The organism is Erythrobacter sp. 3-20A1M (genome assembly GCF_018636735.1).
GTDB lineage: Bacteria > Pseudomonadota > Alphaproteobacteria > Sphingomonadales > Sphingomonadaceae > Alteriqipengyuania.
In genome coordinates, this window is the sequence record NZ_CP045200.1 from 887,825 (window position 1) to 909,966 (window position 22,142).

Here is a 22,142-nt window from a genome sequence, read left to right on the forward strand (position 1 = left end):
GCGGCGCCAGCCCCTTCAGTGTCGCGACAATGTCGGGATTGCTGGCTAGGTACGCGCAAGGAGCGGCGATTGCAAGCGGCTTCGCGCCGTCAGTCCCCGTCCTCCCCGATCGCGTGCTTCTTGATACAGTGGCGCAGCTGGTCGTAGCTGAGGCCAAGCGCTTTCGCCGTCTGGCGCTGGTTCCAGCGGTGTCGGGCCAGCGCCGCCTCCACGATGGCGCGCTCGTGCGCGTCGACCGCGCCGCGCAGATCGTCGATCGAATCGAAATCGAAGGCGGGCTTGCCCGCCGGTTTCGGCGCGACCTGCGGCTTGGAACGCGTGGGTCCGCGATTCTCGCCCGGCAGCGGGTCCCATGGGCTGTCGAAGGGATCGAATTGCACGGCACCGACCGGGTTCTCGGCATCGTCCCAGCGATAGACCGCGCGTTCGACCACGTTGCGCAGCTCGCGCACATTGCCCGGCCACGGATGCGTTTCCAATTGGGTCGCGACCGGATCGGCGAAACCGGGCCAGCCGTCCCAGCCCAGTTCCGCCGCCATGCGCCGCCCGAACCAGTCGGCCAGCACGCCGATATCCCCTTCGCGCACGCGCAAGGGCGGCAGGGTGATGACTTCGAAGCTCAGGCGGTCGAGCAGGTCGGCGCGGAAGGCGCCCTCGACCGCGGCGCGCGGCAGATCCTCGTTGGTGGCGGCGACGATCCGCACATCGACGCGGATCGGGCGGCTGGAACCAATTCGGGCGACCTCGCCATATTCGATCGCGCGCAGCAGCCGTTCCTGCGCCGCCATCGACAGCGTGCCCAGTTCGTCGAGGAACAGCGTGCCCTTGTCCGCCTCCTCGAACCGCCCCGCCCGCGCCCGCGTCGCGCCGGTGAAGGCGCCCGCCTCGTGCCCGAACAACTCCGCCTCGATCAGGGTTTCGGGCAGCGCGGCGCAGTTCATGATGATGAAGGGTTCGCCCCACCGCGTGGAGAGGCGATGCAGGCGCTCGGCGATCAGTTCCTTGCCCGTCCCACGCTCGCCGATCACCAGCACCGGGCGGCTCAGCGGCGCCGCGCGGCTGGCGCGTTCGACCGAATCGAGAAAGGCCCCCGATTGCCCGACCAATTGCCCTTCGCGCTCCATGACCCGAGAGTTAGGACATTCCCCCACATCTTGGCAATCGTTACCTCACTGCGGACAATGTGATCGCTCAAAAACCAAGCATTTCCGCCATTCCGAAGGTTTGGCACGGCTCCTGCAAATATCGGGACAGGCACCAAATCACTCGTTTCGATCAGGGGATCATCCCATGGACTTCCACTCTTTCCTTCGCACCCGGCTCGGCCAGGCATCGCTGGCCTCGATGGTCGCGATGACCGTCTTCGCCCTGTCGCACGGCTCGTTCGTCCAGCCGGGCATGGCGATCCAGGCCCCGGCCGCGACGACGTGGACCGACCGCGCATGAGCGGCCCCGATCTGACCCCCGAACGCTCGCCTTCGCGCCTCGATGCCGAGGTCGAGCGCCTGCGCCGCAGCCCCACCCCCACCTCCCGGACGCGCGAGCAGCGCACCGACCCCTTCACCATCGGAGCACCCTTCATGGGCATTTTCAGCCGTACCCGCGATATCATCGCCGCCAATTTCAACGACATGCTCGACAAGGCCGACGACCCCACCAAGATGATCCGCATGATCATCCTCGAAATGGAGGAGACACTGGTCGAGGTCCGTGCGAGCGCCGCGCGCACCATCGCGGACCAGAAGGAAATGCATCGCCACACGGTGAAGCTGGACAAGCTGCAGGCCGACTGGGCCGACAAGGCGCAGCTCGCGCTCAGCAAGGATCGCGAGGATCTGGCCCGCGCCGCGCTGGTCGAGAAGAAGAAGGCGGCCGACATGTCGGATCAGCTGAAGGAAGAGATCGCGGTGCTCGACGATGCGCTGCGCGCCTACGAGAAGGACATCGAGAAGCTGCAGCAGCGCCTGCGCGAGGCCCGCAGCCGCCAGAGCGCGATCGCCGCGCGGCTCGAGAGCGCGGAGAACCGCGTCAAGCTGCGCAGCCTGATGACCAACGAGCGGGTCGACGATGCGCTGCACCGCTTCGACCAGCTCGAACGGCGGGTCGATTATGCCGAGGGGCGCGCCGACGCGCTGCAGATCGCCGACCAGCCGGGCAAGCCCAGCCTGTCGGACGAGATCGCCGCACTCGAAGGCGGCGACAAGATCGACGACGAGCTCGCCGAGATGAAGCGCGCCCTGGGCAGGAGCGATGCCCCCGACAGCGAAAAGAAGGAGGACTGATCGATGGAAGCCGTACCTGTCCTGCTGGTCCTGTTCGTCGCCCTGCCGTGGATCGTGCTGCACTATATCACCAAGTGGAAGACCGCCGCGACGATTACCAACGACGACGAGGCGCTGCTGGAAGAGATGTACCAGCTCGCCAAGCGGCTCGACGAACGGATGGACACCGTCGAGCGCCTGGTCGCCAACGACCACGTCGATTTCAAGCCCGCGCGGATCGTCCACGACCGTGAGGAAGACAACGCCAAGCTGGCCGAACTGGAGAGCCTGCTGGCCGAGAAGAAAGGAACCCGCCCGTGACCAATACACCGCGCACCAAGCTTTATCGCGACAAGCAGAATGCTAAGCTCATGGGCGTATGCTCGGGCATCGCGGATTACACCGGCCTCGACGTCAATCTGATCCGCATCGGCGTGGTCATCGCCGTCCTTACCGGCGCGCTCGCCAGCATCGTGCTCCCGCTCTACTTCCTCGCCGGGCTCATCCTGGAGAAGAAGCCGGCCTATCTCTACACCGACCGGGAAGAGCAGAAATACTGGCAGGGCGTGCGCCAGAATCCCAAGCGCACGGTGCGCGAGGTGCGCGGCAAGTTCCGCGACATCGATCGCCGCCTGGCCGAGGTCGAGAACTACTACGTGTCCAGCAATCCGCGGCTCAACGCCGAAATCGAACGGCTGCGCTGAGCGGCGCCTGCCACCGGAACAGGGGGACTGAGAGATGGAATGGGGAATTCTGATACCGATCGTCGGCATCATCATGGGCTGCGGCATCCCGATGGTCGCCATCTGGTCGAAGCACCAGCTCAAGATCGCCGAGACCCAGGCCGCGATGACCGCCGAAAAAGCCGCGCAATATGCCGCCGACAACAAGGAGCTAGAGCAGCGGCTCCAGGTCCTGGAGCGGATCGTGACCGACCGCGGCTACGACGTCGCGACACAGATAGAGGCGCTGCGCGATACCCGCGCGGTCGAAACCAGCGAACGCCCGCGGCAATTGAGCTGATCTTTCCGAGCACAGGAGCTTCATCCAGATGCAACAAATTCTCGCCCTCATGATCCCCCTGGCACCGTTTTTGATGGTCGTGGCCATAGTGTGGATGAAGAACCAGCGGCGCCTCGAAGAAAAGCGGCTCGATGCGGCAGCCAATCACAGCGCCGAGGCCGCCGCGCGGCACGCGACGCAGGTGGCGGAGCTCGAGAACCGGGTCCGCGTGCTCGAACGGATCGTGACCGACAAGGGTTACGACGTCGCCAGCCAGATCGAGGCGCTGCGCGATCAGCAGCGGGTCGATGAACAGGGTGCCGGAACGCCCCTCGACATCCGCAACCGGGAGAACGCATGATGGATACCAGCCTGATCGAAGCCCTCACCCCCATCGCGCCGCTGATCGGCATCATCGCGGTGGTCTGCACCGGCGGTTGGGTCATCAACACATGGCTGCGCATCCGGCACGGCTATCCGCTCGACGGGGCGTGGGGCCAGGCAGTCTATCCCAAGAGCGACGAGGCGGTGGAGCGGGTCAAGCTGCTGACCAAGGAAAACGCCGAGCTGCGTGCCGAGATCGGATCGATGAAAGACCGGCTCGCCACGGTCGAGCGGATTGTGACCGACCGCGGCTATCAGCTTTCCCGCGAATTCGACGCCCTGCGTAGCGACGAGGAGAAGGTGCAGTGAACCTGTGGACCATGATCGTGCTGATCGTTGCGATGAGCATGCTGACCGCCATTATCACCGAACGCTACAAGACGATGCGCAAGACTGGCGGCCGCGAGGCTGAGGACGAGCGGCGGATGCTGCGTGACGACCGCGACGCCGCCCGCGCCGAGCTGGACGAGCTGCGCGACCGGGTGAAGGTCCTCGAACGCATCGCCACCGACCCTTCGCGCCGGACCGCCGACGAAATCGAGAAACTGCGCGACGACCGCTGAGCGGCGGCGCACGCCAAGTAGAGGAGATGGAAATGGCCGACCCGACCCTGACGATAGCGCTCAGCGTCCTTGCTGGCCTGCTCGTCATCATCGCCGCCCTGTTGCATGCGTGGCGCTCCTGGCTGGCCTACAAGCGCAGCGAGCTCGACCATGGGGCCCCGCGCCGCGACCCCGATCGCGTCGCTCCCGAAGGGGCAGCGCGGATCGAGATCGCGGATCTGAAAGAGCGCATCCGCAAGCTGGAAGCGATCGCCAGCGGCGTCGATCTGTGAGCGACACCCGCAACACCGCTACGCAGGCCGGTATCGGCCTGGGCAGCGCGATCGCGGTCGCCATCAGCTGGAGCCTGCACAAGTCGATCCTGTGGGCGATCATTCACGGCGTACTCGGCTGGCTCTACGTTATCTATTATGCCGTCACCCGGCCCGGCGGGCTGTCGGGCTGAGTTCATGCGAAGGGGATATGGGTTTCCAATCCTCTGGCCACCCTCTAACTGCGCAGCCATGCGAACCCTGTCCGACATCGCCGAAGAATACGATTTCCTCGAAGGGGACGAGCGCTATCGCCTGCTGATCGAGCTCGGCCGCGAACTGGAGCCGATGCCGCCCGCGCTGAAGACCGATGCCACGCTGGTGCGCGGCTGTTCGGCGCAGGTGTGGGTCTATCCGACCGGCGAAAGCGACAAGCTGCACTTCCTGGCCGACAGCAATGCCGCGATCACCAAGGGGATCGTGGCGCTGGTGATCGCCGCGGTTCAGGACAAGCCGGCGCGCGAAGTCGCGGCGATGGACGTGACGGGCGCGCTCGAACCTTTCGACCTCAGGAACCAGCTGTCGAGCAACCGGACGCAAGGGGTGCCCAATATGATCGCGCTGGTGAAGGAGCACGCCGCGCGGATCGCGGCGGGATAAGGGTGCGCCCGCTCTACCTAGCGGGCGGGCTGGTCGCGGTCGGCCTCGCCATTGTCGGCGCGGTGCTGCCGCTGATGCCGACGGTGCCGTTCCTGCTGCTGGCCGCCTACTGCTTCGCGCGCAGCAACCCGGAATGGGAGCGCCGCCTGCTCGACCACCCGCATTGGGGTCCGTACATCATCGACTGGCGAGAACGCGGCGCGATCAGCCGCAAGGCGAAGACACTCGCGATCGTCGGCATGGCGGCGGGTGCGGTGTTCACTTACCTGACGCTGGGGGAGCCATGGTATTTCTTCTCGATCGCGATCCTGGTCGTGGTCGGCGCGTGGATCGCCACCCGGCCGGAATGAGGCACCTCGCGTGAAGCGCACCGGGCCGGAGATTTGACTGGCACGAACGCCGGGCGTGCGGCACATTCTTGCTCGCCCCTGCCGGATCGGGGTGTGATTCGGACGGAGGGTCCTATCCGATACCTGGCGGATCGTCGGCGAGCGGCACGGGCCGCGCGCGTCGCGGCGCTACTGTTCGCCTCGTCGCTGCCTACGCTCGCAGTGGCACAGGTGGAGCAGGAGCCGGAACCGGCGGCGAACACGCAGGCCCCCGATGACGCCTCCACTATCGTCGTGATCGGGCAGCGCGGTTCCGCCATCACCGACATCGCGCCGATCGCGGAGCTCGACCAGGATGCGCTCGCCGCCATCGGGGCGACTAGCATCGACGATATCCGCCAGGCGATCCAGGGGCAGACGCAGTCGGCCAGCGGGGGCGAGCCCATCTTCCTCCTCAATTCCCAGCGCGTCTCGGGCTATCAGGAAATCGGCTCGCTGCCGCCCGAAGCGATCGCGAAGGTCGAGGTACTGCCGGAGGAGGCAGCGCTGCGGTTTGGCTATCCCCCGACGCGGCGGGTGGTGAATTTCATCACCAAACGGCCCTTCTCGCAGGTCGAGGCCCGGGTCGCGGCCGCGTCGACCGTTCCCTTCGGCAGCGCGACCGAGAGCGCGCGCGCCGGTTACACGCGGCTGAGCGGCGAAGCCCGGCTGACCGCCAATCTCGAATATGCGCATACCGATGCGCTCGACTGGTCCGAGCGGGACTTGGCGCTCGATCCCGATATCCCCTTCGATGCGCTGGGCAACATTACCGGGATCGGCGGCGGCCAGATCGACCCGGCCCTGTCCGCCCTCGCTGGCCGGATCGTCACCATCGCCCCGGTGCCCGGTTTGGCAGGCGAGCGCTCGCAGCTGGCCGCCTATGCCGCGGCGGCGGGCGATCCGCGGCTGTTCCAGCCCGGCACGCTCCAGACGCTGGCACCGGGAAAGGATACGATCACGGGAGAGGCGGTGCTGGCCGACCGGGTCGGGGAAACGCTGGCGGGATCGCTCACCCTGTCGGTCGCGCACAGCCGCACGCGCACCCTGAACGGTCCGGCCAGCGCGCGGCTGATCGTACCGGGCGACAATGCGTTCTCACCCTTCGACGATACCGTGGTGCTCAACCGCTACCTGACCGAGGTCGGCACGCTGCGCGATCGGCAGAACACCACCACAATCGCAGCGGGCAGCACCCTGCGCGGCGCGATCTCGGGTTGGCAATGGGATGCCACTGCCTCGCTCAACCAGACTGTCACCGACGGCACGAGCGAGCGCGGCATCGACCTGTCCACGGCCAACGCGGCGATCGCGGCGGGGGCCAACCCCTTCGCGCCGCTCGACCCGGCATTGCTCGCAGCGCGGCAGACCGATGTGACGCATCAGCGCACGCGCACGGTCGAGACAAAGCTGGTCGTCACCGGCAGCCCGCTGGAACTGCCCGCCGGAAGTGCCACCGCCACCGCCACCGTGGAGGCCGCGCGCCTTAGTTCGGTATCATCGCTGCGCGGCGAAAGCCCCTTCGACCTGTCACTGGGCCGCTCCCGGTTCGAGGGCGGGCTGGCGCTCGACCTGCCGATCGCGAAGCGCGAGATGGATGTGTTGCCCGCGATAGGCGACCTGTCGCTCAATGCCTCGGCGAACCTGCGCCATGTCGGCGGCTTCGGCAGCTTGCGCGATCGCACGCTCGGCCTGGTCTGGTCGCCGATCAAGGGCCTGCAGATCAATGCCTCCGCCCGGCGGGACGAGGCTGCGCCCGATCTCGCGCAGCAATCGACCCCGCCACGCCGGATCGAGGACGTGCCGGTGTTCGACTTCGCCTCGGGCCGGACGGAGATCGTCACGCTGTTCACCGGCGGCAATCCCGACCTGCTGGCGCAGCGCCAGTCCGTCAAAACGCTCTCGCTCAATATCCAGCCGATGGAAAAGAGCCAGTTGCGGTTCAACCTGTCCTATACCGATAGCCATATCCGCAACCAGACCGGCACCATTATCTCCAACTCGCCGGAGACCGAAGCGCTGGTGCCCGACCTTTTCACCCGCGACGCGAACGGAACGCTGACGGCGGTCACCTATCGCCCGATCAATTTCTATTCGGAGCGGCTGGAGACCGTGCAGGTTTCCATTACGGCAAACGGGCGGCTGGGCGAGCCACCGCCCCCGCCGGCGGAAGGCGCGCCGCCCGTCGCGGATACGCGCCCGACCTATTACGCCGGACTCGTCCCCACCTTCGTCCTGCGGGACGATCTGCGATTGCGCCCGGGAACCCGCGCGCTCGACCTGGTCGGCGGCGACAGCGTCGGCGGCTACAAGCCGCAATTCTCCGGCTATGGCTATCTCGGCCTCAACAAGGAGGGGTACGGCGGCACTTTCAGCTTCTACTATGCCAATGCCCGCCGGATCCGCAGCGATATCCCCTCGTCGGACCTGCGCTTCAAGCGCCTGCTCCAGCTGAACCTCACCGCCTATGTTCCCGTCAGCGATCTGGTGCGCGAGGCGGGCTGGGCGAAGAACCTGCAGCTGCGGCTGGACGCGCAGAATTTCACCGATGCACGCCAGCGCGTCGTTGACGGCAACGGCACCGTCCCCTTCCGCTATCAGGCCAACCTGATCGACCCAATCGGGCGCACGGTCACGCTGTCACTGCGCAAGCGATTCTAGCGCGTCAGGCCCCGGCGCTGTCGCGAACGACGGCGATCCCCGCCTCGCGCTGGCGCTTCAGCTCCGCCTTCAGCTTGGCCGGTTCGCGCGCAAAGACGAAGCCGAAGCTGACCCCGCCTTCCTTGCCGATGGTCGCATGGTGCAGCTTGTGCGCCTGGACCAGCCGCTTGGCATAGCCGCTCTTGGGCACCCATTTGAAATAGCGCTGGTGGACCAGGCCATCATGGACCAGCGTATAGATGATCCCGTAGCCCAGCACGCCGACGCCGATCCAGGTCGCGGGCCACCAGGCGGCATCGCCCATGACGAGCGGGCTCCCAAGCGCGAACATGGAGATGCTCAACACCGCGCCCACCACGGCATAGAGGTCGTTCTTCTCCATCAGCTTGTCGTGCGGCTCGTGATGGTCGCGGTGCCACCCCCAGCCGAAGCCATGCATGATGTATTTGTGGCTGCCCCACGCGACGCCCTCCATCGCGAGGATGGTAGCGAGGACAATCAGGACAGGCAGGGCGACGCTCATTGCGTCATCCGATATAGGTCAGTCGCGCGGGAAAAAGAACCGGGCGATTTCCTCCCCGATCCGCGCCGGGCGATGCGTTTCGGCATCGACGCAGCACCAGCTCGACTTGACTTCGGCCAGCACTTCGCCCCCGCGCTCGATCACGGTGTGGTAGAAAGCGCGCGCGCCCTTCGTGCTTTCCAGCACGGTGCTGGCGATCACGTCGTCTTCCAGGAAGGCGGGCTTGCGATAGGTAATCTCGTGCTTGAGCGCGACCCACAGCCGGCTCGCCACCGCTTCCGCGGGGGCCAGTTTCTGCCAGTGCGCCAGCACCGCGTCCTGCACCCAGCCGAGATAGCGGGCATTGTTCACATGCCCCATGAAATCGATATCGTCGGGCCGGATCGTTATCGGGTGCGCGAAGGGAATTGCTGACATGGGTGTAAGTTAGCACGGTGAAGGTTTCTTTTCCATGACCCGCATATTGCTTTTTTGCGCGGTGTCCGCCCCGATTGCACAACAGCCCCATGCCAACAAACCCGCGCACCCTTTACGAGAAAATCTGGGACGATCACGTCGTCGAAACGCGGCCGGACGGGACCGCGCTGGTCTATGTCGACCGGCATCTGGTGCACGAGGTGACGAGCCCGCAGGCGTTCGAGGCGCTGCGTGCGAACGGGCGGCCGGTGCGACGGCCCGACCTGACGCTGGCGGTGCCCGATCACAACCTGCCGACCACGCCGCGCCTCGCCGCGGACGGCAGCCGGTTGCCGATTGCCGATCCGCAGAGCGCGAACCAGCTCGCCGCGCTCGAACGCAACACCGCCGAGTTCGGGGTCGACTATATCGACGCGGTCGCGCCCGCGCAGGGCATCGTCCATGTCGTTGGCCCGGAACAGGGCTTCTCCCTGCCCGGCACCACAATCGTGTGCGGCGACAGCCACACCGCCGCGCATGGCGGGATCGGCGCGCTGGCCTTCGGCATCGGAACCAGCGAGGTCGAGCATGTCCTCGCGACCCAGACCCTGCTGCTCAAGCGCTCGAAGACAATGGAGGTGCGGGTCGAGGGATCGCTCGGGCCCGGGGTGACGGCTAAGGATCTGATCCTGCATATCATCGGCGTGGTCGGCACCGCGGGCGGCACGGGCCATGTGATCGAATATCGCGGGACGGTGTTCGAGGAGATGAGCATCGAAGGGCGGCTGACGGTGTGCAACATGAGCATCGAGGCGGGCGCGCGCGCCGGCTTGGTCGCGCCGGACGAAACCACTTTCGCCTATCTGAAGGATCGCCCAATGGCGCCGCGCGGGGCGGACTGGGACGCAGCGCTCGCCTATTGGCGCACGCTGCATACCGACGATGGCGCGCGCTTCGACCGCACCGTCGTGATCGACGCGGCGGACGTGCAGCCGACCGTCACCTGGGGCACCAGCCCGGAAGATACCGTGGCGATCGACGGCACCGTGCCCGATCCCGCCAGCTTCCCCGATCCGGCCAAGCAGGAGGCAGCGCGCAAAAGCCTTTCCTACATGGGCCTCCAGCCGGGCGAGCGGATCGCGGATATCGCGATCGAGAACGTCTTCATCGGCAGCTGTACCAACAGCCGGATAGAGGATTTGCGCGCTGCCGCCGAGGTGCTGCGCGGGCGGCGGATCGCGCGCAACGTCAGGTGGGCGATCGCGGTGCCCGGCTCCGGCCTCGTCAAGCTGCAGGCGGAAGCCGAAGGGCTCGACCGCATCTTTACCGATGCCGGCTTCGAATGGCGCGAGCCGGGCTGTTCGGCCTGCCTCGCGATGAACCCCGACAAGGTTCCGCCCGGCGAACGCTGTGCCTCCACCAGCAATCGCAATTTCGTGGGCCGACAGGGTCCCGGTGCCCGCACCCATCTGATGAGCCCCGCCACCGCGGCTGCGTCCGCCGTGGCGGGAAAGCTGGCCGATGCGCGAGGCATGATTCTCTCGGAACACTCCGAGCCGCAAGGCGCTGGTTCGGCATAACCCATGGGGAAGAGGAAACTTTCGATATGAGCATCAATTCCAGCAAGGGCGGCAAGGCCGCCATCGCCGCCGGGGCTGCGATCGGTTCCGCCGCCATCGCCGGCGCGCTGCTGTTCGCCACCGGCCGCAAGCGCAAGAGCCCGACCCAGCCTGGCCCCATCCCCTCCGGCGAGAAGCCGGAGACCGATTGATGCAGGCGGTCGACACCGTCGAAGGGCGCGCGATTCCCTTTGGCGCGAAGAATGTCGATACCGACGTCATCATTCCGGCCCACTGGCTGAAAACGGTCACGCGCGACGGGCTGGGCGAAGGAGCGTTCGAAACCGTGCGTGCCGAGCCTGGCAACGTCTTCGACCGACCCGAATTCGCTGGCGCCCCGATCCTTATCGCAGGCGACAATTTCGGCTGCGGATCGAGCCGGGAGCACGCCGCCTGGGCGCTGCTAGACCGCGGCATCCGGGTCGTGATCGCGCCCAGCTTCTCCGACATATTCAGCGGCAATGCGTTCAAGAACGGCATCCTCGCGGTCGAATTGCCGCAAGAACAGGTCGACCGGTTGCTGGAGGTCTCCGAGAGCGATCCCGTCACCGTGGACCTGGAAAACCAGACCGTCACTACCCCGTTTCAGGACCGCTTCACTTTCGAAATCGACCCGTTCCGCAAGGAATGTCTGCTGGAGGGGCTGGACGAGATCGGGCTGACGCTGGCACGGGATGAAGCGATCGGCCGGTTCGAGGACAGGTTGCGGGCGGATCGCCCGTGGCTCGCCCCCGCGGCCTGAACCGGACATACACAACCAGGGAGAGATCAATGAAAGCCGTTCTGACCAAGGATGTCGGCGGACCCGAAACACTGGTGGTGGAGGATATCGACGCTCCCTCCCCCGGCAGCGGCCAGGTGGTGGTCGATGTCGCGGCCTGCGCGATCAATTTCCCCGATACGCTGATGATCCGCGATCTCTACCAGTTCAAGCCCGAGCGCCCCTATTCGCCCGGCGGAGAGATCGCCGGCACGATCAGCGCGGTGGGCGAAGGCGTCGATGGCTGGCAGGTCGGCGACCGCGTGCTCGCGGGGATCGGCAGCGGAGGCTTGCGCGAGCGGGTGGCGCTCGATGCGGGCAAGCTGTTCCATGTACCCGAGGGCATCGAACTGGTCGATGCGAGCGCGCTGCTGATGACCTATGGCACCATGATCCACGCGCTGAAGGATCGCGGCGACATCTCGCAAGGGGATACCGTGCTGGTGCTGGGCGCGGCGGGCGGCGTGGGCCTCGCCTCGGTCGAGCTGGCCAAGGCCTATGGCGCGCGCGTGGTCGCCGCCGTCTCCAGCGAGGAGAAGGCGCAGGCCGCGAAGGATGCGGGGGCCGACGAAACGGTGGTCTATCCACGCCAGCCCTTCGACAAGGATGCCTCCAAGCAGCTGGCGAGCGATTTCAAGGCGGCGGTCGGTCAGAACGGTGCGGACATCGTGGTCGATATCGTCGGCGGCGACTATTCCGAACCGGCACTGCGGTCGATCGCGTGGGAAGGCCGCTTCCTGGTGATCGGTTTCCCGGCGGGCATCGCCAAAATGCCGCTCAACCTCTCCCTGCTCAAGAGCTGCGACATTCGCGGTGTCTTCTGGGGTGCCTTCGCCGCGCGCGAGCCAAAGCGAAATGCCGACAACATCGCCGAGCTGTTCGATCTGTGGAAGGCGGGCAAGATCAAGCCGCAGGTGAGCGAGACCTACAGCCTCGAGAACGCACACGAAGCGATCGCCAAGCTGGAAGCACGCAAGGCGGTCGGCAAGCTGGTCGTGAAGATGTAGCCGCTGGCGCCCGCCGCGCTTGCCCGGTGCCGGGCACGCGGCTATCGGCGGGCGCAAGCCATCTTTCGGGGAGTTACCGATGACCGATTTCAAGGATCGCGAGCGCGGCGAGGAAGCCAAATACGCGTTCGACGAGGATACCGCGTTCCGTGTCGCGGCGCGCCGCAACCGCCTGCTGGGCGAATGGGCGGCGGGTCAGATGAACCTCACGCCGGAGGAAACCGACGCTTACAAGAAAGCGGTCGTGCAGGCCGATTTCGAGGAAGCGGGCGACGAGGACGTGATCCGCAAGGTGTTGGGCGACCTCACTGCGGCGGGAAAGGACGTGGCCGAAGCCGACATCCGCCTGAAGCTGGAAGAATGCGCGGTCGAGGCGCGGCGCCAGTTCATGACCGGCGAATAGGCGGCTGCGATGGCGATGAGCGCAAGCGAGATCGAGCGCATGATCGTGGCCGGCGTGCCAGATGCCGAGGTCGAGATCCGCGATCTTGCGGGCGATGGCGACCACTACGCCGCGCATGTCGTCTCCCCCGCCTTTGTCGGCAAAAGCCGGGTGCAGCAGCACAAGATGGTGTACGAGGCGCTGGGCGGTAACATGGGTGGCGCGCTGCACGCCTTGCAACTGACGACCCAAGTGCCCAACTGATTCCCCACTCAGGAATTCAGCAACGGGACGCTCTGGCTATGGCCGATACAAACACGCGCATTTCAGGCATCGTCGGGGAGGCCGACGTCGTGCTTTTCATGAAGGGCACACCGCTCTTCCCGCAATGCGGCTTCTCCAGCCGCGCGGTCGCGATCCTCGAACATTGCGGCGTCGCTTTCGACAGCGTCGATGTGCTGCAGGACCAGGAAATCCGGCAGGGGATCAAGGCCTATTCCGACTGGCCGACCATCCCCCAGCTCTATGTGAAGGGCGAATTCGTCGGCGGCAGCGACATCATGATGGAGATGTACGAGGCGGGCGAACTGCAGCAGCTGATGGACCAGAAGGCGGTCGCGAAGGCGAACTGACGCCGCGGGCGCGGGCCGCGCGGTTGCGCGTGGCCTCGCTCGAGAAGCTGCGCGGCGCTCGGTCCGCCTCTCCGGTCGCGAACACCACCGTGTCGCCCGGGGCCACGTCGTTCGCGGCGTACATATCCCAGACCGGGTGGATCATGTCGGGCGGGCCGAACACCCGCACCGCATTCCAGTAGCGATCGTCGCGAAAGCCGACGAAATGGACGAGGCGGACAGGCTCGGGCATGACCGCCTCTGCCTTCGCGCGAAAGCCCGCGCCCTGCAAGTCGGCACTGGCAATCGCCCTCGCGCATCGGCATAGGCTGCCGCCCATGCACGACATCCGCCTGATCCGCGACGATCCGCAAAGCTTCGACGCCGCTCTCGCCCGCCGCGGGCTGGAACCGGCCGCCGCCGACATTCTCGCGCTCGATACGCAGCGGCGCGAAGTGACGACCAAATTGCAGGAAGGCCAGAGCCGCCGCAACGAGGCCTCGAAGGCGATCGGCCAGGCGATGGGCCAAGGCGATACCGACACTGCCGAGGCGCTGAAGAAAGAAGTCGCCGAGCTCAAGCAGTCGCTCCCGGCGCTGGAGGAGACCGAACGTCGCGTGGGCGCGCAGCTCGAGGCCCTGCTGGCCGCCTACCCCAACCGCCCCGCCGACGACGTGCCCGAGGGTGCGGACGAGAGCGAGAATGTCGAGCAGGATCGCTGGGGCACGCCGCGCAGCTTCGACTTCGCGCCGCAGGAGCACGCCGATCTCGGCCCTGCGCTGGGCATGGATTTCGAAACCGGCGCCAAGATTTCGGGCGCGCGCTTCACCTTCCTGCGCGGCGATATGGCGCGGCTGCATCGTGCGCTGGGCCAGTTCATGCTCGACCGCCAGACGCGCGAGAACGGCTACGCCGAATGCGCGCCGCCGCTGCTGGTGCGCGACGAGGCGGTTTTCGGCACCGGACAGTTGCCGAAATTTGCCGAAGACCTCTTCCGCACAACCGACGATCGCTGGCTGATCCCCACTGCGGAGGTCAGCCTCACCAATGCGGTCCGCGAGACGATCATCGACGATCTGTCGAACCCGCTACGGATGACCGCGCTCACGCCCTGTTTCCGCTCCGAAGCGGGCGCGGCGGGGCGCGATACGCGCGGCTTCATCCGGCAGCACCAGTTCGAGAAGGTCGAGCTGGTCAGCGTATGCCGCCCCGAAGACAGCGCGGCGGAGCACGAGCACATGGTGCGCAGCGCGAAGGGCGTGCTGGAAGCGCTGGAGCTGCCCTATCGCACCATGCTGCTGTGCACCGGCGACATGGGCTTCGGCGCGCGGCGGACCTTCGATCTGGAGGTGTGGCTGCCGGGGCAGGACGCCTATCGCGAGATCAGCTCGATCAGCTGGTGCGGCGATTTCCAGGCGCGGCGGATGAACGCGCGCTACCGGCCCGAGGACGGCGCGAAGAAAACAGAGTTCGTCCACACCCTCAACGGCTCCGGCCTCGCGGTCGGGCGGACCCTGGTCGCGGTGCTGGAGAACTACCAGCAAGCCGACGGATCGGTGCGCGTGCCCGATGCGCTGAAGCCCTATATGGGCGGCATCGAAGTCCTTGCCCCCTAACCCCCGTTCGCCCTGAGCTTGTCGAAGGGCCGTACTTACTTTTAGCGATGCTCGCGGAAGAAAGAGCAGTCCTTCGACAAGCTCAGGCCGAGCGGATAGAGATACCGAAATGAAAATCCTTCTCACCAATGACGACGGCGTGCACGCCCCCGGCCTCGAAGTGCTGGAAGCGATCGCGCGCGAGTTCACCGACGACATCTGGATCTGCGCGCCGGACGAGGAGCAGTCGGGCATGGGCCACGCGCTCACGCTGACCCGTCCCGTGCGGCTGCGGAAGCACGGCGAGCGGCGCTTTTCCGTCACCGGTACGCCGACCGACAGCGTCACCATGGGGCTGCGCAACGTCATGGACGGCACGCCCGACGCGATCCTGTCGGGCGTCAATCGTGGTGCCAACCTCGCCGACGACATCACCTATTCGGGCACCGTCTCGGCGGCGATCGAGGGCGCGCTGGCGGGCATCCGCTCCATCGCGCTGAGCCAGGTGACCAGCCGCGACGGCGAAGCGGGGGCCGATACGTTCGACGCCGCGCGCAAATGGGGCGCGAAGGTCCTCGCCCCGCTGCTCGACGCGCCGCTGCCCAAGCGCACCCTGGTCAATGTCAACTTCCCGGCCATCGCGGGCGAAGCGGTGAAGGGCATCCGCGCCGTGCGCCAAGGCTTCCACGACTATTCGCGCGGCACCGTGGTGGAGGGGCGCGATCCGCGCGGCTTCCGCTATTACTGGTTCGGATTGCAGGCGATCGAGCACTCGCTCGACCATGGCACCGACCTGGAGGCTATCGACGAGGGCTATGTTTCGGTGACGCCGTTGCAATTGGACCTCACCCACCACGCCTCGCTCGGCGAACTGGGCGAGCGCTTCGCCTGATGCGCAGGCCGGCGCCCCTCGCGCTGGCCGCTGCCGCGCTCCTGCTGGTCGCGGCGGGCAATCCCGCGACCGAGACCCGGCACACCGTCGAGGAAGGCGAAACGCTGGGCGGCATCGCCAACCGGGCCGGGGTGGAAAAGGCGGCGATCGCGGCGGCGAACGGGCTCGTCGAACCCTACGCTGTGCAGGCGGGGCAGGTGCTGGTAATCCCGCGCCAGCGCAGCCACACCGTGAAAGCGGGCGAAACCGCGTTCGGCATCGCGCTGAAATACGACGTGCCGCTCGACAATCTCGCCATCGCCAACGGGCTGGAGAAGCCCTACCCCGTGCAGATCGGGCAGCAACTGATCATCCCGGCGCAGGTGGCGCAAGCCCCCACCGCCACCGCCCGTCCTGCGCCGCGCACCGAACCCTATTTCCGCTGGCCGCATGACGGGCGGGTGCTGCTGCCGTTCTCACCCACGCACGACGGGATCGATATCGCGGTCCAGACGGGCGACATGGTCCGCGCGGCGGCGAGCGGCACCGTGGTGTTCGCCGACAATGAACCGACCCGCTTCGGCCGGCAGGTGCTGATCGATCACGGCAATGGCTGGCAGACCTCCTATGGCCACCTGTCGCGCATCACCGTGAGGAAGGGCGACGTCATCAAGACCGGAGAGCGGATCGGGCTGGCGGGCGCGGCGGGCACCGCCACCCGGCCCGAACTTCATTTCGAAATCCGGCACGATGGCAAGGACATAGACCCCAAGAGCAAATTGCCGCCTCGCGACAAATAGGCTAGCCACCCCTTCTCCATGGCGAAGCAGATCGAAACCGTCGGCCGTCGCACGGCGCGCGGACCCCGCTACAAACCGCTGCGGCGCGCGGTGAAGATCCCCGTCTGGGGCGATCTTGGCATCCGGATCAGCCTGGCGCTGGGCCTCATCATGCTGGTGGTCATGATCCACTGGTGGGACCGTGACGGGCTGGTCGACAATCTCGATGGGGAGGTCAGCTTCCTCGACGTGATCTATTTCACCATGATCTCCATCACCACCACCGGCTTCGGCGATATCGCGCCGATTTCGGATCGGGCCCGGCTGGTAGAGGCGGTGATCGTGACGCCCGTCCGCTTCGCCGTGCTCTTCATTTTCGTCGGCACCGCCTACAACTTCATCATCAAGCGCAGCTGGGAGAAATTCCGCATGGCCCGTATCCAGGAACAATTGTCCGACCACGTGGTGGTCCTCGGCTACGGCATCAGCGGCTCGCAGGCGGTCGAGGAACTGATCGAGCGCGGGATCGAAGCAAGCTGCATCGTGGTGATCGACCCGAGCGAGGAGCGCCTGACCGAGGCGGAGAAGCTGGGCTGCAACGTCATGGCGGCGGATGCCACCCGCGACGACACGCTGGAGGCGGTGCGGATCGCCAACGCGCAATCGGTGCTGGTCTCCGCCGGGCGCGACGACACCTCCATCCTGATCGTGCTGACCGTGCGCCACCTCGCGCCCAATGTGCCGATCAGCGTGGTGGTGCGCGCGGACGACAACGAATTGCTGGCGCGGCAGGCGGGCGCGAACAACGTCATCAACCCGGTGCGCTTCACCGGCCTGCTGTTGGCGGGCAGCGCGAAGGGCGCGCATATCGCCGACTATCTCGCCGACCTCGCCTCCGTCAGCGGCAAGGTCCAGCTGGTGGAGCGCGAAGTGCGGGCGGACGAGATCGGGCGCTCGCTGAAGGAATCGTGCCAGGAGGGGATCGGCCTGCGCGTCTATCGCGATGGCCATGCGCTGGGCTATTGGGAAGATGCCTGCGCGGCGCTGGAGGCGGGCGACATCATCGTCGAGATCATTCCGACGAATGGCGGCGAGTACGTGCAGTTCACGTAGGTCGCCGCGCTTCGCACTATTTGAGCGCGGGTCAGTTGAACGCCACGAATACCGCGCCCATCGCCGCCATACCGACGACGAAATGGCCCGCGTCGATCAGGAACAACAGGCCCGGCTTGCGCTGGAACAGGTAGTTGATCCCGATCGCCGGGCTCATCACGAACGCGCCGAAGCCGATCGAGATCATCCAGATCGCCCGGTCGCTCGCACCCGTCATCGCGAACTGATGCGCGAGGACCAGCGCGATCAGCATCTCGAACAGGAAGGCGAGCAGGAATATCAGCCACATCGGCTTGCCGCCCCGCAACGTCTCTTCCGACAGGCCGGCCGCCCGCTGCCAGACCTTGCCGAACAGAACCCCGTACCACAGCGCGCCGACCACGAAGAATGCCAGCGCTGCCAGCACGATCGGCAGAATCGAAATCTGTCCCATGTCCAAAGCTCCCGCGTAAACCCGCCCCCGCTAGCGCATTGCGCGTCCGGGGTGTAGAGGCGGCGCGCATGAATACCGCCGCCACCACCCAACCCACGGTTCTGGCCGATCAGAAGAAGGTCGGCATGGTCAGCCTCGGCTGCCCGAAGGCGCTCGTCGATTCCGAGCGGATCCTGACCCGGCTACGCGCCGATGGCTATGCCATGAGCCCCGATTACGCCGGGGCCGACGTGGTGCTGGTCAACACCTGCGGCTTCCTCGATTCCGCGAAGGAGGAAAGCCTGGCCGCGATCGGCGAGGCGATCGCGGAGAACGGCCGCGTGATCGTGACCGGTTGCATGGGTGAGGAAGCGGACGCGATCCGCGCCGCCCATCCGCAGGTGTTGGCGGTGACTGGTGCCCACCAGTACGAACAGGTGGTGGAGGCGGTGCACCAATACGCGCCGCCCACGCAGGGGCCGTTCATCGACCTGATCCCTCAGCCCGACATCAAGCTGACCCCGCGCCACTACAGCTATCTGAAGATTTCGGAGGGGTGCAATCACTCCTGCGCTTTTTGCATTATCCCCGATCTGCGCGGGAAGCTCGCCAGCCGCCGCATCGACGCGGTGCTGCGCGAGGCGGAAAAGCTGGTCGCGGCGGGGACGAAGGAACTGCTGGTCATCAGCCAGGATACCTCGGCCTATGGGGTCGATACCCGCCACGAAGCGCGCGAGTGGAAGGGCCACGAGGTCCGTGCGCATATGACCGACCTGGTCCGCGAACTCGGGCAGCTGCGTACGTCCGAAGGCGCGCCCCCGTGGGTGCGGCTGCATTACGTTTACCCCTACCCCCATGTCGATCAGGTCATTCCGCTGATGGCCGAAGGGCTGCTGACGCCCTATCTCGACATCCCGTTCCAGCACGCCGCTCCTTCGGTGCTCAAGCGCATGAAGCGGCCCGCGAACGAGGCGAAGGTGCTGGAGCGGTTGAAGGGCTGGCGCGAAATCTGCCCCGACATCGCCGTCCGGTCGAGCTTCGTCGTGGGCTTCCCCGGCGAGACGGAGGATGATTTCCGCTATCTGCTCGACTGGCTGGAAGAGGCGCAGCTCGACCGCGTCGGCGGTTTCCGCTTCGAGCCGGTCGAAGGCGCGCAGGCCAATGCTTTGCCCGACCAGGTGCCCGAGGATATCAAGGAAGAACGCTACGCCCGCTTGATGGAGTGCACGACGCGTATCTCCGCAGCCAAGCTACAGGCGAAGGTCGGACGCACGCTGCCCGTCATCATCGACGAGGTGGGCGAACCCGACGAGGACGGCGATATCGGTGCCACCGGGCGCAGCCAGGCCGACGCGCCGGAGATCGACGGGCAGGTCTTCCTGCGCAACGTTCCCGAAACCCTCGCGCCGGGCGACATCGTGCAGGTCGCGGTCGAGGATGCCGACGCGCACGACCTGTTCGGGGTCGTGCGCTGACGCCGCCCCGATGAGGATACAGCACCGGCGGTATCTGCTGTTCCTGCTGGTAATGGCGCTCGCCGTCTGGCCCGCGCTGCTCGTCGCCGGCTGGGCCAGCGCGCTGCTGATCGCGTTCGATGTCGGCGTTATCGCCTTCGTGCTGTCGTGCATTCCGCTCTGGCGTCATGGTGAGGCCGGGGTCCTGCGCGCCGACGCACAGGCGAACGATGCGGGCGGCATCCTGCTGCTGCTCATCACCGCGCTGATCAGCGCCAGCGTGACCGCGGCATTGTCGGCCCTGCTGGCCGGGAAAAGCTCCCTGTCCGGTCCGGAAATTGCGCTGATGGTGGGGACCCTGCTGGCGAACTGGTGCTTCGCCAATCTCGTCTTCACCTTCCACTACGCGCGCCTGTACTGGAGCGACGATCCGGACGAGGGCCGGGCGGGCAAGCGCGGCGGGCTGGACTTTCCGGGCGGCGCGGCCCCGGGTTTCTCGGATTTCGTGAACTTCGCCTTTGTCATCGGGATGACCTGCCAGACGGCGGACATAGAGATCACCGGGCGGCACATCCGCCGGGTGTCGACGTTCCACGCGCTGTTCGCATTTGTGTTCAACCTGGGTATTCTGGCCTTGACGGTAAACACTCTCGCGTCGGTTTAGGGAGGCTCGTAGTGCGCCAGCGGCAAACCATCCTCGGCGTGGAGACGCCCGGCCCCGGGCTGACCGAAATCACGCAAGAGATCGCGGAGTGGATCGCGGACACCGGCATCACCGAAGGTCTGCTGACCGTGCTATGCCGCCATACGAGCGCGAGCCTGATGATCAACGAGAACGCCGCGCCCGCCGTGCGCCGCGACATCGTGCACTGGCTGGACCGGATCGCGCCCGAAAGCGCGGCCTACGAGCATGACGACGAGGGGCCGGACGATATGCCCGCCCACCTCAAGGCGGCGCTGACGGGGGTGAACCTGTCCATTCCGGTTCTGGGCGGGAAGCCGCTGCTGGGCACCTGGCAGGGCGTGCTTCTGGTGGAGCACCGCGCACGCCCCCACCGGCGCGAGATCGCGCTGCATCTGCTGGGCGAGTAGCCCGACCGGCTCAGACGACCAGGCGGGGCTTAGCCTCTTCCTTGTCGCCGCGGCGATCCGCCATGCGCACGCAATTCTTCCCGTCCGCCTTCGCCTGGTAGAGCGCGGCATCCGCCAGCGCGACGACGTCTCCCACCCCGGAGGCCGATTCGGGGACCGTCGCCACGCCCAGCGACGCGCTGATCTTCGCGCCGTGAATTTCCGAGAGGGTCTCGATCCGCTCGCGCAGCAGATCACCCTTCACCAGCGCCCCGTCCTGATCGCAGCCGGGCAGGATCACCAGCAGCTCCTCGCCGCCATAGCGCGCGACCACGTCCGACGGTCGCAATGCGCCGACCAGTTGCGACGCGACGTCGCGCAGCACCGTATCGCCCATCGCATGGCCATGGACATCGTTCAGCGTCTTGAAGTTGTCGAGATCGAGCATGATCACGGACGTCGCCTGGCCGGTCCGCTCGCCAAGGCAGATATAGCGCTCCAGCACGTCCTCGATATAGCGCCGGTTGTAGAGGCCCGTCAGCGGATCGCGCAGCGACTGCGTGCGCAGCTTTTCGCGCAGCGAAATGTTCGACAGGGCGAGCGACATCGAGTCGGCCAGCGCGCGGCAGACGCGGCGAACCTCCATCAATCGGTCGAACGATCCCTCGTCGCTGGCGCAGGATGCCACCAGCAGGCCATAGATCTGCCCGCGGGCCATCATCGGCACTTCGACAGACGCGACCCCGGCCGCATGATGCGAACAGACCAGCGTCTGGCAGTGCGGGTCGTTGATATGCGGCTTGCCCCGCTTCAACCCCCAGCAGTGGCCGGGTATCAGCGTATCGTTCGGAGTGGGCAGGTCGCCGGTATTCCAGTGCGTCACCAGATCCAGGCGGTCGCGCGAATTGTTGAAGACATAGAGCGCGCCCGCGAAGCTCGGCAGCAGGCGCGAGGCAGTGGCCTCCAGCACCGAGCCGGCATCCTCGTGCCCCTCCGCCGCCTGCAACATGTCGGTCATCGCGAAGAGTTCTTCGTTGTGATGCTTAAGCCGACTTGCTTCCTCGCGTTCGGCCCGGGTGCGTTCGAGCGCGCCCATGACCGAATGGCGGATGCGGTAGCGCATGACCATGAGGCCGAGCGAGGCCGCAATGGCTACCACGATCATAGCCTTCGCGCCGATCGCGGGCAGGAACAACGCGACGGTCAGCCCCAGCGTCAGCACGCCATGGAAGACTTCGGCCCCGACCTGTTGCCAAGGCCGCGCCTTCAACCGCTGCAGATATGATAGTCCTGCCGGATCGCTCATACATGTCCCTCCGCCGCCACCCTCTAGAACGATACGGATGAAAAAATGTTAAGAGGGGCCACCGTAGCGACCGCCAATCGACGCCGCCGCGAA

General features: G+C 66.4%; 32 protein-coding genes. 27 read left to right on the forward strand and 5 right to left on the reverse strand.

Translation table 11 applies throughout. From position 1 onward, the window contains the following. Window positions 1-89: 89 nt before the first annotated feature. The gene (gene pspF, locus F7D01_RS04340) at window positions 90-1,124 is read right to left on the reverse strand and encodes a phage shock protein operon transcriptional activator (RefSeq protein WP_215229005.1); all 1,035 of its coding nucleotides are present in this window, start codon (window positions 1,122-1,124) and stop codon (window positions 90-92) included. Between the two features lie 166 nt (window positions 1,125-1,290). On the opposite strand from pspF, the gene F7D01_RS04345 reads away from it, so the two are divergent. The 13 genes from F7D01_RS04345 to F7D01_RS04405 all read left to right on the forward strand — a co-directional run bounded on the left by F7D01_RS04345 (window position 1,291) and on the right by F7D01_RS04405 (window position 8,150). Beyond that, entirely contained in the window at window positions 1,291-1,446 is a 156-nt protein-coding gene (locus tag F7D01_RS04345) for a hypothetical protein (protein WP_215229006.1), read from the forward strand. Next, window positions 1,443-2,282, forward strand: a complete 840-nt coding sequence (pspA, locus tag F7D01_RS04350; RefSeq protein ID WP_215229007.1) for a phage shock protein PspA — start codon at window positions 1,443-1,445, stop codon at window positions 2,280-2,282. The genes F7D01_RS04345 and pspA overlap by 4 nt, the downstream gene beginning before the upstream one ends. Window positions 2,283-2,285: 3 nt before the next feature. After that, window positions 2,286-2,582, forward strand: a complete 297-nt coding sequence (pspB, locus tag F7D01_RS04355; protein ID WP_215229008.1) for an envelope stress response membrane protein PspB — start codon at window positions 2,286-2,288, stop codon at window positions 2,580-2,582. Between the two features lie 50 nt (window positions 2,583-2,632). Then, window positions 2,633-2,965, forward strand: a complete 333-nt coding sequence (gene pspC / locus F7D01_RS04360; RefSeq protein WP_215229662.1) for an envelope stress response membrane protein PspC — start codon at window positions 2,633-2,635, stop codon at window positions 2,963-2,965. Between the two features lie 34 nt (window positions 2,966-2,999). After that, window positions 3,000-3,284: a hypothetical protein gene (locus F7D01_RS04365; RefSeq protein WP_215229009.1), complete on the forward strand. Its 285-nt coding sequence runs from the start codon at window positions 3,000-3,002 to the stop codon at window positions 3,282-3,284. A gap of 28 nt (window positions 3,285-3,312) precedes the next feature. After that, the gene (locus F7D01_RS04370; protein ID WP_215229010.1) at window positions 3,313-3,624 is read left to right on the forward strand and encodes a hypothetical protein; all 312 of its coding nucleotides are present in this window, start codon (window positions 3,313-3,315) and stop codon (window positions 3,622-3,624) included. Further along, entirely contained in the window at window positions 3,624-3,956 is a 333-nt protein-coding gene (locus F7D01_RS04375) for a hypothetical protein (RefSeq protein ID WP_371819708.1), read from the forward strand. The genes F7D01_RS04370 and F7D01_RS04375 overlap by 1 nt, the downstream gene beginning before the upstream one ends. A gap of 11 nt (window positions 3,957-3,967) precedes the next feature. After that, window positions 3,968-4,210: a hypothetical protein gene (locus tag F7D01_RS04380; protein WP_251567060.1), complete on the forward strand. Its 243-nt coding sequence runs from the start codon at window positions 3,968-3,970 to the stop codon at window positions 4,208-4,210. A gap of 32 nt (window positions 4,211-4,242) precedes the next feature. Beyond that, the gene (locus tag F7D01_RS04385; RefSeq protein ID WP_215229013.1) at window positions 4,243-4,482 is read left to right on the forward strand and encodes a hypothetical protein; all 240 of its coding nucleotides are present in this window, start codon (window positions 4,243-4,245) and stop codon (window positions 4,480-4,482) included. Next, on the forward strand, window positions 4,479-4,655 hold the full coding sequence (locus F7D01_RS04390) for a hypothetical protein (RefSeq protein WP_215229014.1): 177 nt from the start codon (window positions 4,479-4,481) through the stop codon (window positions 4,653-4,655). Before F7D01_RS04385 ends, F7D01_RS04390 begins: the two co-directional genes overlap by 4 nt. Before the next feature lie 58 nt (window positions 4,656-4,713). After that, window positions 4,714-5,121 (forward strand): SufE family protein, encoded by a 408-nt coding sequence (locus F7D01_RS04395; RefSeq protein ID WP_215229015.1) that lies wholly within the window; start codon window positions 4,714-4,716, stop codon window positions 5,119-5,121. A 2-nt stretch (window positions 5,122-5,123) separates the two neighbouring features. Then, window positions 5,124-5,471 carry a YbaN family protein gene (locus F7D01_RS04400; protein WP_215229016.1) on the forward strand — a complete coding sequence of 116 codons (348 nt, stop codon included), beginning with the start codon at window positions 5,124-5,126 and terminating at the stop codon, window positions 5,469-5,471. Window positions 5,472-5,681: 210 nt separating this feature from the next. Beyond that, window positions 5,682-8,150, forward strand: coding sequence for a TonB-dependent receptor (locus tag F7D01_RS04405; protein WP_215229017.1), 2,469 nt, complete (start codon window positions 5,682-5,684; stop codon window positions 8,148-8,150). A gap of 4 nt (window positions 8,151-8,154) precedes the next feature. Here the strand turns inward: F7D01_RS04405 and F7D01_RS04410 are convergent, their stop codons facing one another. Together F7D01_RS04410 and F7D01_RS04415 are read right to left on the reverse strand one after the other, a co-directional pair. Then, complete coding sequence (locus F7D01_RS04410; protein WP_215229018.1) at window positions 8,155-8,673, reverse strand: sterol desaturase family protein; 519 nt, start codon at window positions 8,671-8,673, stop codon at window positions 8,155-8,157. Window positions 8,674-8,691: 18 nt separating this feature from the next. Continuing rightward, entirely contained in the window at window positions 8,692-9,090 is a 399-nt protein-coding gene (locus F7D01_RS04415) for a thioesterase family protein (RefSeq protein WP_215229019.1), read from the reverse strand. An 89-nt stretch (window positions 9,091-9,179) separates the two neighbouring features. On the opposite strand from F7D01_RS04415, the gene leuC reads away from it, so the two are divergent. The 11 genes from leuC to F7D01_RS04470 all read left to right on the forward strand — a co-directional run bounded on the left by leuC (window position 9,180) and on the right by F7D01_RS04470 (window position 17,806). Then, window positions 9,180-10,649: a 3-isopropylmalate dehydratase large subunit gene (gene leuC, locus F7D01_RS04420; protein WP_215229020.1), complete on the forward strand. Its 1,470-nt coding sequence runs from the start codon at window positions 9,180-9,182 to the stop codon at window positions 10,647-10,649. A 26-nt stretch (window positions 10,650-10,675) separates the two neighbouring features. Beyond that, window positions 10,676-10,840 carry an isopropylmalate isomerase gene (locus tag F7D01_RS04425; protein ID WP_215229021.1) on the forward strand — a complete coding sequence of 55 codons (165 nt, stop codon included), beginning with the start codon at window positions 10,676-10,678 and terminating at the stop codon, window positions 10,838-10,840. Then, window positions 10,840-11,430 (forward strand): 3-isopropylmalate dehydratase small subunit, encoded by a 591-nt coding sequence (gene leuD / locus F7D01_RS04430; protein WP_215229022.1) that lies wholly within the window; start codon window positions 10,840-10,842, stop codon window positions 11,428-11,430. Before F7D01_RS04425 ends, leuD begins: the two co-directional genes overlap by 1 nt. Window positions 11,431-11,459: 29 nt before the next feature. Then, on the forward strand, window positions 11,460-12,455 hold the full coding sequence (locus F7D01_RS04435) for an NADPH:quinone oxidoreductase family protein (protein ID WP_215229023.1): 996 nt from the start codon (window positions 11,460-11,462) through the stop codon (window positions 12,453-12,455). 79 nt (window positions 12,456-12,534) lie between these two features. Next, on the forward strand, window positions 12,535-12,858 hold the full coding sequence (locus F7D01_RS04440) for a DUF1476 domain-containing protein (protein ID WP_215229024.1): 324 nt from the start codon (window positions 12,535-12,537) through the stop codon (window positions 12,856-12,858). 9 nt (window positions 12,859-12,867) lie between these two features. Then, window positions 12,868-13,101 (forward strand): BolA family protein, encoded by a 234-nt coding sequence (locus tag F7D01_RS04445; protein ID WP_215229025.1) that lies wholly within the window; start codon window positions 12,868-12,870, stop codon window positions 13,099-13,101. Window positions 13,102-13,139: 38 nt separating this feature from the next. Further along, on the forward strand, window positions 13,140-13,469 hold the full coding sequence (gene grxD, locus F7D01_RS04450) for a Grx4 family monothiol glutaredoxin (protein WP_215229026.1): 330 nt from the start codon (window positions 13,140-13,142) through the stop codon (window positions 13,467-13,469). A gap of 317 nt (window positions 13,470-13,786) precedes the next feature. Further along, window positions 13,787-15,064, forward strand: coding sequence for a serine--tRNA ligase (gene serS, locus F7D01_RS04455; RefSeq protein WP_215229027.1), 1,278 nt, complete (start codon window positions 13,787-13,789; stop codon window positions 15,062-15,064). A gap of 109 nt (window positions 15,065-15,173) precedes the next feature. Beyond that, a complete protein-coding gene (gene surE / locus F7D01_RS04460; protein WP_215229028.1) occupies window positions 15,174-15,935 on the forward strand; it encodes a 5'/3'-nucleotidase SurE in 762 nt (253 codons plus the stop codon). Continuing rightward, window positions 15,935-16,714: a M23 family metallopeptidase gene (locus tag F7D01_RS04465; RefSeq protein ID WP_215229029.1), complete on the forward strand. Its 780-nt coding sequence runs from the start codon at window positions 15,935-15,937 to the stop codon at window positions 16,712-16,714. Before surE ends, F7D01_RS04465 begins: the two co-directional genes overlap by 1 nt. Before the next feature lie 18 nt (window positions 16,715-16,732). Further along, entirely contained in the window at window positions 16,733-17,806 is a 1,074-nt protein-coding gene (locus F7D01_RS04470) for a TrkA family potassium uptake protein (RefSeq protein WP_215229030.1), read from the forward strand. Between the two features lie 31 nt (window positions 17,807-17,837). Here the strand turns inward: F7D01_RS04470 and F7D01_RS04475 are convergent, their stop codons facing one another. Then, window positions 17,838-18,239 carry a DUF1761 domain-containing protein gene (locus F7D01_RS04475; protein ID WP_215229031.1) on the reverse strand — a complete coding sequence of 134 codons (402 nt, stop codon included), beginning with the start codon at window positions 18,237-18,239 and terminating at the stop codon, window positions 17,838-17,840. A 68-nt stretch (window positions 18,240-18,307) separates the two neighbouring features. On the opposite strand from F7D01_RS04475, the gene rimO reads away from it, so the two are divergent. The 3 genes from rimO to F7D01_RS04490 are packed head-to-tail and all read left to right on the forward strand — an operon-like array spanning window position 18,308 to window position 20,764. Then, on the forward strand, window positions 18,308-19,693 hold the full coding sequence (gene rimO / locus F7D01_RS04480; protein ID WP_215229032.1) for a 30S ribosomal protein S12 methylthiotransferase RimO: 1,386 nt from the start codon (window positions 18,308-18,310) through the stop codon (window positions 19,691-19,693). Continuing rightward, window positions 19,656-20,336: a DUF1345 domain-containing protein gene (locus F7D01_RS04485; protein ID WP_251567062.1), complete on the forward strand. Its 681-nt coding sequence runs from the start codon at window positions 19,656-19,658 to the stop codon at window positions 20,334-20,336. Before rimO ends, F7D01_RS04485 begins: the two co-directional genes overlap by 38 nt. Window positions 20,337-20,347: 11 nt before the next feature. Continuing rightward, entirely contained in the window at window positions 20,348-20,764 is a 417-nt protein-coding gene (locus F7D01_RS04490) for a secondary thiamine-phosphate synthase enzyme YjbQ (RefSeq protein ID WP_215229033.1), read from the forward strand. A gap of 10 nt (window positions 20,765-20,774) precedes the next feature. On the opposite strand, the gene F7D01_RS04495 is transcribed toward F7D01_RS04490, so the two are convergent. Further along, on the reverse strand, window positions 20,775-22,049 hold the full coding sequence (locus F7D01_RS04495) for a diguanylate cyclase (protein WP_215229034.1): 1,275 nt from the start codon (window positions 22,047-22,049) through the stop codon (window positions 20,775-20,777). Window positions 22,050-22,142 lie beyond the last annotated feature (93 nt).

Coding starts and splice junctions, on each gene's coding strand:
- F7D01_RS04375 (WP_371819708.1), top strand. CDS start 3,624: ATGGATACCAGCCTGATCGAAGCCCTCACCCCCATCGCGCCGCTGATC.
- pspF (WP_215229005.1), bottom strand. CDS start 1,124: ATGGAGCGCGAAGGGCAATTGGTCGGGCAATCGGGGGCCTTTCTCGAT.
- rimO (WP_215229032.1), top strand. CDS start 18,308: ATGAATACCGCCGCCACCACCCAACCCACGGTTCTGGCCGATCAGAAG.
- pspB (WP_215229008.1), top strand. CDS start 2,286: ATGGAAGCCGTACCTGTCCTGCTGGTCCTGTTCGTCGCCCTGCCGTGG.
- F7D01_RS04410 (WP_215229018.1), bottom strand. CDS start 8,673: ATGAGCGTCGCCCTGCCTGTCCTGATTGTCCTCGCTACCATCCTCGCG.
- F7D01_RS04415 (WP_215229019.1), bottom strand. CDS start 9,090: ATGTCAGCAATTCCCTTCGCGCACCCGATAACGATCCGGCCCGACGAT.
- F7D01_RS04345 (WP_215229006.1), top strand. CDS start 1,291: ATGGACTTCCACTCTTTCCTTCGCACCCGGCTCGGCCAGGCATCGCTG.
- F7D01_RS04380 (WP_251567060.1), top strand. CDS start 3,968: ATGATCGTGCTGATCGTTGCGATGAGCATGCTGACCGCCATTATCACC.
- leuD (WP_215229022.1), top strand. CDS start 10,840: ATGCAGGCGGTCGACACCGTCGAAGGGCGCGCGATTCCCTTTGGCGCG.
- F7D01_RS04435 (WP_215229023.1), top strand. CDS start 11,460: ATGAAAGCCGTTCTGACCAAGGATGTCGGCGGACCCGAAACACTGGTG.
- F7D01_RS04440 (WP_215229024.1), top strand. CDS start 12,535: ATGACCGATTTCAAGGATCGCGAGCGCGGCGAGGAAGCCAAATACGCG.
- F7D01_RS04425 (WP_215229021.1), top strand. CDS start 10,676: ATGAGCATCAATTCCAGCAAGGGCGGCAAGGCCGCCATCGCCGCCGGG.
- F7D01_RS04385 (WP_215229013.1), top strand. CDS start 4,243: ATGGCCGACCCGACCCTGACGATAGCGCTCAGCGTCCTTGCTGGCCTG.
- leuC (WP_215229020.1), top strand. CDS start 9,180: ATGCCAACAAACCCGCGCACCCTTTACGAGAAAATCTGGGACGATCAC.
- F7D01_RS04465 (WP_215229029.1), top strand. CDS start 15,935: ATGCGCAGGCCGGCGCCCCTCGCGCTGGCCGCTGCCGCGCTCCTGCTG.
- F7D01_RS04495 (WP_215229034.1), bottom strand. CDS start 22,049: ATGAGCGATCCGGCAGGACTATCATATCTGCAGCGGTTGAAGGCGCGG.
- F7D01_RS04395 (WP_215229015.1), top strand. CDS start 4,714: ATGCGAACCCTGTCCGACATCGCCGAAGAATACGATTTCCTCGAAGGG.
- F7D01_RS04365 (WP_215229009.1), top strand. CDS start 3,000: ATGGAATGGGGAATTCTGATACCGATCGTCGGCATCATCATGGGCTGC.
- F7D01_RS04370 (WP_215229010.1), top strand. CDS start 3,313: ATGCAACAAATTCTCGCCCTCATGATCCCCCTGGCACCGTTTTTGATG.
- surE (WP_215229028.1), top strand. CDS start 15,174: ATGAAAATCCTTCTCACCAATGACGACGGCGTGCACGCCCCCGGCCTC.
- pspC (WP_215229662.1), top strand. CDS start 2,633: ATGGGCGTATGCTCGGGCATCGCGGATTACACCGGCCTCGACGTCAAT.
- F7D01_RS04445 (WP_215229025.1), top strand. CDS start 12,868: ATGGCGATGAGCGCAAGCGAGATCGAGCGCATGATCGTGGCCGGCGTG.
- serS (WP_215229027.1), top strand. CDS start 13,787: ATGCACGACATCCGCCTGATCCGCGACGATCCGCAAAGCTTCGACGCC.
- F7D01_RS04485 (WP_251567062.1), top strand. CDS start 19,656: ATGCCGACGCGCACGACCTGTTCGGGGTCGTGCGCTGACGCCGCCCCG.
- F7D01_RS04475 (WP_215229031.1), bottom strand. CDS start 18,239: ATGGGACAGATTTCGATTCTGCCGATCGTGCTGGCAGCGCTGGCATTC.
- grxD (WP_215229026.1), top strand. CDS start 13,140: ATGGCCGATACAAACACGCGCATTTCAGGCATCGTCGGGGAGGCCGAC.
- pspA (WP_215229007.1), top strand. CDS start 1,443: ATGAGCGGCCCCGATCTGACCCCCGAACGCTCGCCTTCGCGCCTCGAT.
- F7D01_RS04470 (WP_215229030.1), top strand. CDS start 16,733: ATGGCGAAGCAGATCGAAACCGTCGGCCGTCGCACGGCGCGCGGACCC.